Annotated in this window: 12 protein-coding genes and 1 tRNA gene; 11 read left to right on the plus strand and 2 right to left on the minus strand. The window is 67.9% G+C overall.

Features of this window, described 5'->3' with window-relative positions:
* The 3 genes from M7H19_RS14775 to M7H19_RS14785 all read left to right on the plus strand — a co-directional run.
* Positions 1-1,461: cbb3-type cytochrome c oxidase subunit I (locus tag M7H19_RS14775; protein WP_298181766.1), on the plus strand; the 1,461-nt coding region annotated here is incomplete at its 5' end.
* Positions 1,462-1,483: 22 nt separating this feature from the next.
* Positions 1,484-1,960, plus strand: a complete 477-nt coding sequence (locus tag M7H19_RS14780) for a DUF309 domain-containing protein (protein WP_012795859.1) — start codon at positions 1,484-1,486, stop codon at positions 1,958-1,960.
* A 71-nt stretch (positions 1,961-2,031) separates the two neighbouring features.
* Positions 2,032-3,513: an amidase family protein gene (locus M7H19_RS14785; RefSeq protein ID WP_298181770.1), complete on the plus strand. Its 1,482-nt coding sequence runs from the start codon at positions 2,032-2,034 to the stop codon at positions 3,511-3,513.
* 84 nt (positions 3,514-3,597) lie between these two features.
* On the opposite strand, the gene M7H19_RS14790 is transcribed toward M7H19_RS14785, so the two are convergent.
* Positions 3,598-3,679 (minus strand) — tRNA-Tyr (locus tag M7H19_RS14790).
* A gap of 117 nt (positions 3,680-3,796) precedes the next feature.
* Between M7H19_RS14790 and M7H19_RS14795 the strand changes: the two genes are divergently transcribed.
* From M7H19_RS14795 to rfbA, 4 genes are all read left to right on the plus strand, one after another.
* On the plus strand, positions 3,797-4,288 hold the full coding sequence (locus tag M7H19_RS14795) for a YajQ family cyclic di-GMP-binding protein (protein WP_298181773.1): 492 nt from the start codon (positions 3,797-3,799) through the stop codon (positions 4,286-4,288).
* A gap of 71 nt (positions 4,289-4,359) precedes the next feature.
* Positions 4,360-5,349, plus strand: coding sequence for a hypothetical protein (locus M7H19_RS14800; protein WP_298181775.1), 990 nt, complete (start codon positions 4,360-4,362; stop codon positions 5,347-5,349).
* Between the two features lie 820 nt (positions 5,350-6,169).
* The gene (locus tag M7H19_RS14805) at positions 6,170-6,901 is read left to right on the plus strand and encodes a DUF4232 domain-containing protein (protein ID WP_298181777.1); all 732 of its coding nucleotides are present in this window, start codon (positions 6,170-6,172) and stop codon (positions 6,899-6,901) included.
* 221 nt (positions 6,902-7,122) lie between these two features.
* Positions 7,123-8,004, plus strand: coding sequence for a glucose-1-phosphate thymidylyltransferase RfbA (rfbA, locus tag M7H19_RS14810; RefSeq protein WP_298181780.1), 882 nt, complete (start codon positions 7,123-7,125; stop codon positions 8,002-8,004).
* A gap of 22 nt (positions 8,005-8,026) precedes the next feature.
* Here rfbA and htpX read toward each other — a convergent pair whose 3' ends face one another.
* The gene (htpX, locus tag M7H19_RS14815) at positions 8,027-8,890 is read right to left on the minus strand and encodes a zinc metalloprotease HtpX (protein WP_298181782.1); all 864 of its coding nucleotides are present in this window, start codon (positions 8,888-8,890) and stop codon (positions 8,027-8,029) included.
* A gap of 255 nt (positions 8,891-9,145) precedes the next feature.
* Here htpX and M7H19_RS14820 point away from each other — a divergent pair, with 255 nt between their 5' ends.
* The 4 genes from M7H19_RS14820 to M7H19_RS14835 are packed head-to-tail and all read left to right on the plus strand — an operon-like array spanning position 9,146 to position 12,685.
* The gene (locus M7H19_RS14820; protein ID WP_298181784.1) at positions 9,146-10,168 is read left to right on the plus strand and encodes a zinc ABC transporter substrate-binding protein; all 1,023 of its coding nucleotides are present in this window, start codon (positions 9,146-9,148) and stop codon (positions 10,166-10,168) included.
* Positions 10,165-10,941, plus strand: coding sequence for a metal ABC transporter ATP-binding protein (locus M7H19_RS14825; protein WP_298181787.1), 777 nt, complete (start codon positions 10,165-10,167; stop codon positions 10,939-10,941). The genes M7H19_RS14820 and M7H19_RS14825 overlap by 4 nt, the downstream gene beginning before the upstream one ends.
* Complete coding sequence (locus M7H19_RS14830) at positions 10,938-11,828, plus strand: metal ABC transporter permease (RefSeq protein ID WP_298181789.1); 891 nt, start codon at positions 10,938-10,940, stop codon at positions 11,826-11,828. The genes M7H19_RS14825 and M7H19_RS14830 overlap by 4 nt, the downstream gene beginning before the upstream one ends.
* A complete protein-coding gene (locus tag M7H19_RS14835) occupies positions 11,825-12,685 on the plus strand; it encodes a metal ABC transporter permease (RefSeq protein ID WP_298181792.1) in 861 nt (286 codons plus the stop codon). The genes M7H19_RS14830 and M7H19_RS14835 overlap by 4 nt, the downstream gene beginning before the upstream one ends.
* The last annotated feature ends 4 nt before the right edge of the window (positions 12,686-12,689 follow it).

A 12,689-nucleotide genomic window follows, 5' to 3' on the forward strand; every position in this document is an offset into this window, starting at 1 on the left:
CTGGTGCTCCCGCTGCAGATCGGTTCGCCCGACGTCGCGTTCCCCCGGCTCAACGCGTTGTCGTACTGGCTCTTCCTGCTCGGCGGCCTGATCGTCATGGCGTCGCTGCTCACGCCCGGTGGTGGCGCGGACTTCGGCTGGACGGCGTACACCCCGCTGTCCGGCCCCACCTTCTCCCCCGGCATCGGCGGGAACCTGTGGGTGATGGGCCTCGTCGTCTCGGGTCTGGGCACGATCCTCGGCGCGGTCAACATGGTCACCACGGTGGTGTGCCTGCGCGCGCCCGGGATGACGATGTGGCGGATGCCGATCTTCACGTGGAACATCCTGTTCACGAGCATCCTCGTGCTGATCGCGTTCCCGATCCTCACGGCCGCGCTGATGGGCTTGGCGGTCGACCGGCTGATCGGCGCACACATCTTCGACCCCGCCAACGGCGGCGCGATCCTGTACCAGCACCTGTTCTGGTTCTTCGGCCATCCCGAGGTGTACATCGTCGCGTTGCCGTTCTTCGGCATCATCACCGAGATCATCCCGGTGTTCAGCAGGAAACCGCTGTTCGGCTACCGGCTGATGGTGTTCGCGACGATGGGCATCACGGCGCTGTCGTTCGTGGTGTGGGCCCACCACATGTTCGCGACCGGCGCGGTGCTGCTGCCGTTCTTCTCGTTCCTGACATTCGCGATCGCCGTGCCGACGGGCATCAAGTTCTTCAACTGGATCGGCACGATGTGGAAGGGCCACATCACGTTCGAGTCGCCGATGCTGTGGTCCGTCGGCTTCCTCGTGACGTTCCTGCTCGGCGGGCTCACGGGCGTGCTGCTGGCCGCGCCGCCCGCCGACTTCCACGTGCACGACAGCTACTTCGTGGTGGCGCACTTCCACTACGTGCTGTTCGGCACCATCGTGTTCGCCACGTTCGCCGGGATCTACTTCTGGTTCCCGAAGTTCACGGGCCGCATGCTCGACGAACCGCTGGGCAAACTGCATTTCTGGCTCACATTCGTCGGCTTCCACGTCACGTTCCTGGTGCACCACTGGCTGGGCAACGAGGGCATGCCCCGCCGGTACGCGGACTACCTGGAAAGCGACGGGTTCACCACGCTGAACGTGGTGTCGACCATCGGCGCGTTCATACTCGGGTTGTCGATGCTGCCGTTCCTGTGGAACGTGGTTCGCAGCTATCGCTTCGGCGACCCGGTGACCGTCGACGACCCCTGGGGCTACGGCAACTCGCTCGAATGGGCGACCAGCACCCCGCCGCCCCGGCACAACTTCACCGAACTGCCGAAGATCCGGTCGGAACGACCCGCGTTCGAACTGCACTACCCGCACATGATCGAGCGCATGTACAGCGAGGGACACATCACCTTCACCGGCAAGACGAAACCGTTGGACCAGGTCACGGTGCAGCCACCCGAGGTGCAGGCCTCCGACGCCACGAAGGGCGAGAGCGGCTGACCGGCCGTGCCACACTCGCGGTGTGGCCAAACGCGATCGAGACGACGCAGGACGACCCCGCAACGCCCGGCCGAGGGACGGTCTCGGTCGGCCGCTGCCCTACGGCGCGGAAGGTGTGCCTCGCCAGCCCGAGGGCGTGACGCGCACCCCGCAGGAGACGCTGCAGGAGGCGCAGCAACTGCTCGACGAGGGCAAACCGTTCCACGCGCACGAGGTGTTCGAGGACGCGTGGAAATCCGGCCCGGACGCCGAACGGCGACTGTGGCGGGGGCTCGCCCAGCTGGCCGTCGGTGTCACGCACGCGGCACGCGGCAACCGCACGGGGGCGGCGGCGTTGCTGCGACGCGGCGCCGACAACATCGCACCGTACGCGGACCAGCGGCCGTACGGCATCGACATCCCGGCCCTGTGCGACTGGGCGTCGACGCTGGCCGACAGCGTGTCGGGACACAAGACACCACCTGACCCGGCGGCCATCGCACCCCGAGTGCTGCCCTGATCGAACATCGAAAAGGGAGTTGACGTCCCCGTAGGCTCAAAGCCGATCTTCGAGTTCTCAGGCGGTGGTGCATGGACTACAGCGAATATCGGCGGTTCGACGCGGTGGGTTTGGCCGAGCTGGTGGCCAAACGCGAGGTCTCACCCGCCGAACTGTTGGAGACGGCCATCGCACGGGCCGAACAGGTGAACGGTCGACTCAACGCGATCGTGCACCGGATGTACGACATCGCCAGGAAGCGCGCCGCGACCGAGCTCTCCGGACCGTTCGCGGGTGTGCCGTTCCTGTTGAAGGACCTCAAACAGGACTACGAGGGCGTGCGGACCGGCGCGGGTTCCCGCGCTCTGCGCGACCATGTCGCCACCCGGCACAGCGCCGTGGTGCAGCGGTGGCTCGATGCGGGTCTCGTGGTGTTCGGTAGGACGGCCACCCCGGAGTTCGGCACGAAAGGGATCACCGAGTCCGCGGCGACCGGGGCGACCCGTAACCCGTGGAACCTCAACCACACGCCCGGTGGCTCGTCCGGAGGGTCGGCCGCGGCGGTCGCCGCGGGGATCGTGCCGGTGGCCGGTGCCAGTGACGGTGGCGGGTCGATTCGTATTCCGGCCGCCTGTTGCGGTCTTTTCGGGCTCAAACCGAGTCGCGGCCTGGTGCCCTCCGGGCCGGAGCACGGCGAGTACCTGCACGGCGCCGCCACCGACGGCGTGGTGTCGAGGACGGTGCGGGACACCGCGGCGATGCTCGACGTGCTGGTGCGCAGGCCCGACCCGGGTGGACCGTATCTGCCCGCTGTCCCCGAGACCTCGTACGCGGAGTCGGCCCGCCGAGCCCCCGGCGCGTTGCGGATCGGATTCACGACCGACTCCCCTCTCGGCACGCCCGTGCACGACGAGGCCGTCGCCGCGGTCCAGCACGCCGCCACGCTGCTGGACAAGCTGGGTCACGAGGTCGAACCCGCCAAACCCGAGGTCGACGGCGTCCAGCTGGCCCGTGACTTCATGACGATGTGGTGTGCCGAGACCGCGGCCACCATCGCGGAGATCAAACGCACCACCGGTGCCTCGGACGAGGACTTCGAACTGGACAACCGGCTGCTGGCCGCCGCGGCGCGAGCGGTGCGCGCGCCGGAGTACGCCACCGCCAGGAACCGCTGGAACACGCACACTCGTGCGTTGGCGGCTTTCCACGAGCGGTACGACCTGCTGTTGACACCCACCATCGCCGGGCCTCCGGTGCGGATCGGTGAGCTGGAGACTCCGCCTCTGTTGCGCTACGCCGGCGAGGCCCTGCTCAAGTCACGGCTCACCGGACTGTTGGTCAAGACCAAGGCCTGGAACGACCAGGTGCTCGCCAATCTCGCTCCGGTCCCGTTCACCCAGCTGGCCAACCTCACCGGTAGGCCCGCGATGTCCGTGCCCCTGTATCGCACGGCGGGCGGCCTCCCGCTCGGCGCGCAGTTCGTCGGCGGTCTCGGGTCCGAACCGACGCTGCTGGCACTGGCCTCGCAACTGGAAGCCGAACAGCCGTGGGCCGACGCCGAACCCGCGTTGTGAGCACCTCGGCCGCACCCAGCCTCAGCAACGACAAACGCCCCGCTGGCCTGGTCTTGCCAGGTCAGCGGGGCGTTTCACCTGCTGTGGCGGGTGAGGGATTCGAACCCCCGTAGGCTGAGCCGTCTGATTTACAGTCAGATCCCTTTGGCCACTCGGGAAACCCGCCTCGGCCGGTCGGCCCGGCCGAAAACCAGGATAGCGAATGCCTTACTCGCCCGGTCCACGGGGTTGGCAGTGGCTAGGGTGTAGCCAATCCAACAGCCGAAACGACGAGGTGTGTGACGTGGCCGATCCCTCTTTCGACGTCGTGAGCAAGGTCGACCGTCAGGAGGTGGACAACGCGCTGAACCAGGCGAACAAGGAGCTGTCCACGCGGTTCGACTTCCGCGGCACCGGCGCCAAGATCGAGTGGTCCGGTGAGCGCGCCGTGGTCATCGAAGCCGAGACCGAGGAACGCACGAAGGCAGCGGTCGAAGTCTTCAAGGAAAAGCTCGTCAAGCGCGGCGTCTCCCTCAAGGCCTTCGACGCGGGTGAGCCCGCCCCGTCCGGCAAGGTCTACAAGGTCAACGGCACGATCGTGGAAGGCATCGAGACCGACAAGGCGAAGAAGATCGCCAAGTTCATCCGCGACGAAGGCCCCAAGGGCGTGCAGGCGCAGATCCAGGGCGACCAGCTGCGGGTGTCGGGCAAGAAGAAGGACCACCTGCAGGAGGTCATCTCGCTGCTGAAGAACCAGGACTTCGGCATCGCGCTGCAGTTCACCAACTACCGGTGATACACCCTGCGTGACCTGCGGCGGCCTGCCGGGACCCGTGGTCTGTCGGAGGCCGCCGCTACCGTCGCCGCGTGGCGCTTCTGGGGTTCTACGAGGACGACGAGTACCTGCCCGAGTACGGCACGATCGTGATTCGGCAGCGGCATCCCACCGAGTCGTTGCCGAATACGTTGCTCCACGAACTGGCGACCAACGCTCTGTTCGGCACTGTAGCGACGGCGGGCGACGGCTGGCTTCACCTGCAGGCCGATGATGCTTTCCAGACCGTCCGTCTGGAAGCACACGATGTCGCGCCGCCCCTGGAACCGGCGGAGTGGGAAGACGTCGTCGAGTTGCCTTTCCACAGCGGATCGGGCGTCGTCGCCGTCGACACCCTGACGGGCTGTGACAGTGATGCCCTCCTGCACCTAGCGACGCGGGGTTTCTTCCGCGTCCGCGTGGCTCGCAGAGCCGCCGACGGGGGCGAGGAAGGTGACGTCTGGTCCGTGTGGTTCTGGCCGGTGTCCGGCCAACCTCTTCCTCCCTGTTGGCTCAAACGCACCCGGGCGGCGGTACAGAACCCGAACTCGGGGTGGGAACAGGTGCTGGGCCGCTCCGTGTTCGAGGTGCTGTGGAGTCTCACGGGCCGGGGCCCCACCGGGCCGGACGGTTGGCTCGACGAGCCGCTGCCCGAACCCACCGAATCGCTGCGTTCGGCCTGCGCACAGCTCGGTGTCGCGTTGCCGACGATCCGCCGTGGCACCACCGAACTGCTGTCGGCCGCCGGATTACTGCTCGACCGTGACGACGGCGGCTATCGACTCGCCGAGAACCCGCCCCTGGTCACCGACGTGGTGCGGCTCCCCACCGAGCTGGCACGCAAGATCGAAGCCGACGCGCTACGTTCCCGCTACATCCGGCTGGCCTCCGACCTCACGTGTGTGGCGGCCTGGCAGAACCCCGCCCGCGTCGACGGGCTCGCCGAACTGCTGAACATCCCGGGCGAGGAGGTGGAGCCCCTGCTGCGCTACGCCGTCTCCGACGAGCTGGTGCGACGCGACGGTGATGAGATCACGGCTTGACCCCACTCGGAACCAACACAATCGACGGCCACCCCGACGACCGGGATGTCCCAACCGGCCCTTGGTCAGAGCTTTCCGAACGACTCTCCGGACACCGTGCCGGGTGCGCCTCCCAGGATCGGTGTGGTCTCCGCGAGCGGCGAGGTGCTGGTGTGGCGAAACGGTGAGGCGGAAGTGCTCGGGCAGGTGGGGACACCAGGCCCGCACGCGGCTTTCGAAACTCCTTACGGCGTGGTCGTCTGCCCCTTGCTGGGCCGGGGCACACTCGTGCGCTGGGACGGCACGGTGGAACGGCTGCCCGCGGAGCTCGGCCCGCATCCTGTGACACGCACGGCGTCCACGACGGAGATGTGTACTTCTCGGCACTCGGAGATCGAGCCACGGTGTACTACCGGTGGTGTCCCGGTCACGAGCCGGAACCTCTCGACTACTCCATCCGCGCCTTCGACCCCGTGTCCGGGCTTGGACCTCACACGATGCACCAGTGGTGGTCGCCGCATCTGCGGGCTCCGCTCCTGTCTCCCGAAGTCACGCTCCTGGACCTCGACACCCGACGCCAACGGAAAAGTCGCCCTCCCCCACGGCTGCGCCACGAGCACCGCGACACCCGACCGACCGATCTGGGAAGACGCCCACACCCTGGCCTTCGCCCAGACCTCGGGACGGCCACGTATCACCCGGTGGCATCTCGACTGTGGCGCGTTCACACACTTCGAGCTGCCCGCCTGCGTCGGATATCGGCCTTTCGGCATCCAACCGGTCCTTTCGGCCAAATGACCCCTGTTCGGAGGATCCTTGCTCCACGAGGCAACCCCGTGACATGCGTGCCGCGTCTTCACTGCAGAACCCACGAGAAGACGGGGTGGTGGTGGCCGTGAATCGCATCATCAAAACCGACGTGCTGGTAGCCGCAGTGAGCATGGCGCTGGTACTCACCGCATGTGGCACGAATGGCGGCGACGAAGCCGGCGATGCCCCGCAGAACTCATTCCCCCCGGTCGCCGCGGACAGCTCGGCGCCCGGCACGATGGCCGACGAACCCGGCACATCCGGCGATTCCGGTGGTGACCGGACGACCCCGGATGCTTCGGCGGCGAAACAATCGCCACCCGATCCCGACTACTGCGCCTCCGGGGACCTGTCCCTCACGCTCGGCGAGGGCGAGGGGGCCGCGGGCACCGTGTACCGGCCGTTGAAATTCACCAACGTCAGCGACTTCCCCTGCGTGCTCCACGGATTCCCCGGTGTCTCCTACGTCGCGGGTGACGACGGGCACCAGGTCGGAGAAGCGGCGACGCACACGGGCAACAAGGGCGAGGCCCTGACGCTGCAGCCGGGTGAAGTCGCTCATGCCGACGTGGGATTCACGCAGGTGGGCAACTACAACCCCGCGGAATGCCAGCCGACGGAAGTGCGTGGGCTACGCATCTACCCGCCGCAGGAGACCTCGTCCGTGTTCGTGGAGAACCCGGGCACCGGGTGCGCCGGCGGCGGCGTTCCGAACAGCCAGCTCACGGTGGCCTCGATCGAACCGGGCGCCGGCGACCGCTGAGCGAACCCACGGTCCCACCGGCACATCCGCCCGATGTGTCGGTGGGACCGGCTAGACACGCCGGTTCGTGTGGCGCCCGGCTCCGGCTGTCCTCCCGGTCGGCGTGAGCGCCATGTCCCGTCGCTGTGACGGCCGATCCTCTCGCCCGTCACCAAAGGCCGACCGACGCGCGATACTCTGCCCACGCACGTGCACAGGCCAAACGGCACGCGGGAGGGCGCATGAAAGGCATCGTGCTGGCCGGCGGCAGCGGCACTCGGCTGCATCCGATCACGCAGGCGACCTCCAAACAGCTGCTGCCCGTCTACGACAAGCCGATGATCTACTACCCGCTGTCGGTTCTGATGCTGGCGGGGATCAGGGAGATACTGCTCATCTCCACCCCCAGTGACCTGCCGAACTTCCAGCGGCTGCTCGGTGACGGCAGTCAGTGGGGCATCGACCTGCGGTATGCGGAGCAACCCAGCCCGAACGGCCTCGCCGAGGCGTTCATCATCGGCGCCGACTTCGTGGGCGACGACGACGTGGCGCTGATCCTCGGCGACAACATCTTCCACGGCCGCGGCTTCTCCGGACTGCTGCGGGAACAAGCGGCAGGCCTCGACGGATGCGCCCTGTTCGGTTACGCCGTCAAGGACCCGCAGCGCTACGGCGTCGGCGAGGTGGACGCCGAAGGCAATCTTCTGTCCATCGAGGAGAAGCCGAGCAAACCGAAGTCCAACCTCGCGATCACGGGCCTGTACTTCTACGACAACGAAGTGGTGGACATCGCGAAGGGACTCACCCCCTCCGCGCGCGGTGAACTGGAGATCACCGACGTCAACCTCACCTACCTGCGCCAGGGCAGGGCGCGCATGCACACGTTGAGCCGCGGTTTCGCGTGGCTCGACACGGGCACGCACGACTCGCTGTTGGAAGCGGGCCAGTTCGTGCAGGTGCTGGAGCACCGCACCGGGGTGCGTATCGCCTGCCTGGAAGAGGTGGCGTTGCAGATGGGGTTCATCACGCCCGACGAGTGCTACCGGTTGGGTGCGAAGCTCGCCAAGAGCGGTTACGGCGACTACGTGATGGCCGTGGCGCGCGACGCGGGCGCGGTGGATTGACGAGGGGTTCCGCGCCGCTTCGTCAGAACGGCCGCCTAGCCATCTCCTCCAGCCTGCGCACCCGCTCCTCGATGGGCGGGTGGGTGGAGAACAGCTGCGACACCCGCTCGCCGGGCCGGAACGGGTTGGCGATCATCAGGTGTGACTGCGACGCGACCTTGGGTTCGGGTGCCAGAGGCATAGCTCGAGTGCCGCGTTCCAGCTTCCGCAGCGCCGAGGCCAGGGCGAGCGGGTCGCCGGTGAGCTCGGCACCGGAGGCGTCGGCCTGGTACTCGCGCGACCGGCTGACACTCATGCGCACGATCCCGGCGGCGATCGGGCCGAGCAACACGATCAGCAGCGAGGCGAGCGGGTTCACACCGTTCTCCCTGTTGCCGCCGAACATCCCGGCGAACATGGCCATGTTGGCGAGGAAACTGACGACACTGGCCAGCGCACCCGCGACGCTGGAGATGAGGATGTCGCGGTTGTACACGTGGGCCAGTTCGTGGCCGAGCACCGCACGTAGTTCGCGTTCGTCGAGGATCTGCAGGATGCCGACCGTGCAACACACCGCGGCATTGCGCGGATTACGGCCGGTGGCGAACGCGTTGGGTGCCTGCGTGGGGCTGACGTAGAGGCGGGGCATGGGCTGCCGTGCCGACGTGGCGAGTTCCCTGACGATGCGGTACATCGTGGGCTGTTCCGCTTCGGACACCGGCCGGGCGCGCATGGCGCGCAGGGCGAGTTTGTCTGAGTTGAAATAGGCGTAGCCGTTCATGGCCAGCGCGACGACGAGTCCGATGACCAGCGCTTGTCTGCCGAACAGTCCGCTGATCGCGACGATCATCGCGCTGAGCAGGCCGAGCAGCAACGCCGTCTTCATCCCGTTGCGGTGCTTGTGCACGTGCTCTGCCTCCTCCTCACAGCGGTCAAACGCGGTTCATCCGGGCCCCCGTATGTCGAACGACGTAGTCCGTGGTGGTGTTCCGGACGTCCCTCGGCGGAGCGGTGTCGTGGGTGTCGTGGGTGTCGTGGGGCAGCACCGCGCTGGGTACCCGGACCGCGTCCGCGATCCTCTGCGACGGGGATCTCACTCTACGGCGTAGATATTCGCCTCGCCTTAGTCTAAATTTCGGCATGGCGAAAAAAGGGGTGATCGATGGGTTCGGCTGAGGCGACGTCCCTGGCACGGCGACGTCGACGCACCCGACGCAGAGCCATGCGCGCGCTGGGGGCCACGGTGTTGACAGCCGCGCTCGCCGTGTCGTTGGCGGTGGGTTACGCGCTGCACCCCTCCACCCGCGGGTCGTCGGGCCTCGATTCGCACGCCGCGGAAAGCCCCGTTCGAGTGGTCACCACCACCACTTTCCTGGACGACACCGTGCGCGAGATCGGCGGTGAACACGTGAGCACCGTGCGTCTGATGGGCCCCGGCGTCGACCCGCACCTGTACCAGGCGAAAGCCAGCGACCTGCGCGAGATGCGCCGCGCCGACCTCGTGGTCGCCGTGGGCCTGCACCTGGAGGGCTCGCTGATGCGGACGTTGGAAGCCGTGGCCGAGACCAAACCGGTGTTGTTCGCGGGTGAGGCGATACCGAAACAGTCGCTACTGTCCCCTCCCCCCGACTCCGCTGCCGAGGAGGAGTACGACCCGCACGTGTGGTTCGAACCGGAGCTGTGGGTGTACGTGGTGGATGCGGTGGCCTCGCGCCTGGCCGAACTGGACCCGGAGCACGCGGACGACTACCGCCGCAGCGGCGCGGACTACCGCGAGCGGGTGCTCGCCGTCGGCGACGAGGCCCGTGCCGTGCTGGCGGACATTCCCGAGCGCTCCCGGGTGCTCGTGACCTCACACGACGCCTTCCGATACCTCGGAAGAGCCTTCGACCTGGAGGTACTGGCGATTCAGGGGATCTCCACCCAGGAAGAGGCGAGTACCGCCGACATCAACCGGGTCGCCGACATCGTGGCCGAGCGCGAGGTGAGATCTGTGTTCGTGGAAACAAGCGTGTCGGACAGGACGGTGAACGCCGTGCTGGCCGCCGTACGCCACCGGGGCGGCCAGGCCCGATTGGGTGCCCCGCTGTACTCCGACTCCACCGGCGAGGACGGCACTGCCGAGGGCACTTACCTGGGCATGGTCAGGGCCAACGCCGAACGCATCGCAGAGGGACTGCGATGACCTCCATTTCCGGGGGGACGACCCCCGAGTCCCGCGTCCGGGATGCCGCGCCCGCGCTGAGCCTGGTGGACTTCGGCGCGTCCTACGGCGGCCGGAACGTGCTCTCGGATATCACCGTGGACATCCCCTCGGGCATGTTGGCCGCGGTGGTCGGCCCGAACGGTGCGGGAAAGTCGACGCTGGTGAAGGCGGCTCTGGGGCTCGTGCCCTCGACCCGAGGGCGGGTGCGCCTGCTGGGCCAACCGCTGTCCCGGGTGCGTCGCCGGGTGGCGTACGTACCGCAGCAGGGCTCGGTGGCGCACGACTTTCCCATCACGGCCGTGCAGGTGGTCGAGATGGGCCGCTATCCGCACCGAGGCTGGTTGCGTCGTCTCACTCCCACCGACGACGAGCTGGTGGCCGAAGCGATGGAACAAGTGGGTGTGGTCGACCTCGCCGACCGGCCGATCGACGAGCTGTCCGGAGGGCAGCGGCAGCGGGTGTTCCTGGCGCGTGCGCTCGCTCAGCGAGCCGAACTGGTGATCCTGGACGAGCCGTTCACCGCCGTGGACGCTCGCACGGAGTCGGCGTTGTTGGACGTGCTCACGGACCTGTGCCGGGAAGGTGTCTCGGTCATCGTCGTGCACCACGACCTGCGCACGGTGCTGCACAGGTTCGACCACGCCTTGCTGTTGGCCGGTGGTGTGGTGGCGGACGGCCCGGTGTCCGACGTCCTCACCGCCGAGAACCTCGAACGCGCCTACGGCATCGCTCCCCTGGTGCTGGACTCATGATCGAACAGCTGTTGTCCTGGCTCCCGTTGTCCTATCCGGACGCGGTGGTGGTGGTCGGCACCGCTGTCGTCGGTTTCGTCGCCGGTGCTCTCGGGCCGTTGGCGGTGCTGCGGCGCCGAAGCATGTTCGGCGACGCCATGAGTCACGGCACCCTGGCCGGAGTCGCGGTCGCCTTCCTGGTCACCGGCGCGAAGGTGCCGGAGACGTTGCTGCTGGGAGCGACGGTCTCGGCGGCGCTGGCCGCCTTCGCCATGATCGCGCTCGAACGCACGGGCAGGCTCCGACCGGACGCGGCCATCGGCGTGGTGCTGTCGGTGTCTTTGTCCCTCGGCATCGTGCTGATCACTCACATCGCCGCCACGGGGAACAGCCAGCAGTCCGGTCTCACCGGCTACCTGTTGGGCCAGACGGCCGGGATGTCCGGACGCGACATCGTTGTCTCGCTGGTGCTGGGCGCGGTGGCGCTGACCGTGGTGACGGTGGGCTTCCGGGTGCTGCGCAGCGCGGCTTTCGACCCGGGCTTCACCGCGGTCGCGGGCGTGCCGACGTGGGCGGTGGACGCGGCGAGCACGGGACTGTTGGCGCTGGCCGTGGTCCTCGGCGTCCGAACGGTCGGCGCCATCCTCATGGTGGCGTTGCTCGTGGCACCCGCCGTGGCGGCACGGCAGGTGATCAAGCGGCTGTCGACACTGGTTCCGTTGTCGGGTCTGGTCGGAGCCGCCTGCGGAGCGTTCGGCGGAGCGCTCTCCGGGCGTGCCGAGCTGCCGGCGGGCCCGGTGATCGTCCTGCTGGCCACCGCGCTGGCCCTGCTGTCGGTCGTGTTCGCACCCCATCGCGGAGTGCTCGCCCGTATCCGTAAGACCCGCCGCAAGGAGCGTTCGGCATGACCTCCGATGACGTGATGATCGTGGTGATAGCCGGGTTGTTGTCCACGTCGTGCGCGCTGCTCGGGAGCTTTCTGGTGCTGCGGCGCCAGGCTCTGCTGCCCGACGCGGTCAGCCACGCCGTGCTCCCCGGGATCGTGCTGGTGTTCCTGCTCACGGGTGACCGTGCCTCGGCGGTGACCGTGCTGGGTGCCACCGCGTTCGGAGTGTTGTGCGTGGCGGGTTCGGAATGGCTTCGCCGTACCGCAGTGGTGGCCTCCGACGCAGCACTGGCCCTGACGTTTCCCGCGCTGTTCTCCCTCGGCGTCCTCGGCATCAGCGTCTACGCCTCGGGCGTGCACATCGACCTCGACTCCGCCATCTACGGCGACATCACCTTCGCCCCACTGCGCACGATGGACGTCCTGGGCGCCTCGGTGCCGACGTCGCTGCTGCTCACCGGTTTGACGACCGTGTGCACGGTGGTGTTCGTCGTGCTGTTGTGGCGGCCACTGCAGGCCGCGGCCTTCGATGCCGAGTTCGCCGAGTTGTCCGGACTACGCGGCGAACTCGTGGGGCGGATGCTGTTGGTCGTGGTGGTGGGCACGGCCGTCGTCGCGTTCGACAGCCTCGGAGCTATCCTGGTGATCACGTTCTTCGTCGTGCCCGCCGTGACGGCGCGGCTGCTCACCCAACGACTCGGCACGATGCTGGTGGTCGCGGTCGCCGTGGGCTGGGCCAGTTCACTGGCGGGCCACCGCGCGGCGCTGGTGCTCGATTCCTCCATCGCGGGCACCATCGGCCTGACCAGTGGAGCGCTGTTCGTGCTGGCACTGGCGTGGCGTCGACTCTCCCGGCGCCGCGCGCCCGCGCGGACCTGAACTC

The organism is Saccharomonospora sp. (assembly GCF_027317685.1).
Taxonomy (GTDB): domain Bacteria; phylum Actinomycetota; class Actinomycetes; order Mycobacteriales; family Pseudonocardiaceae; genus Saccharomonospora.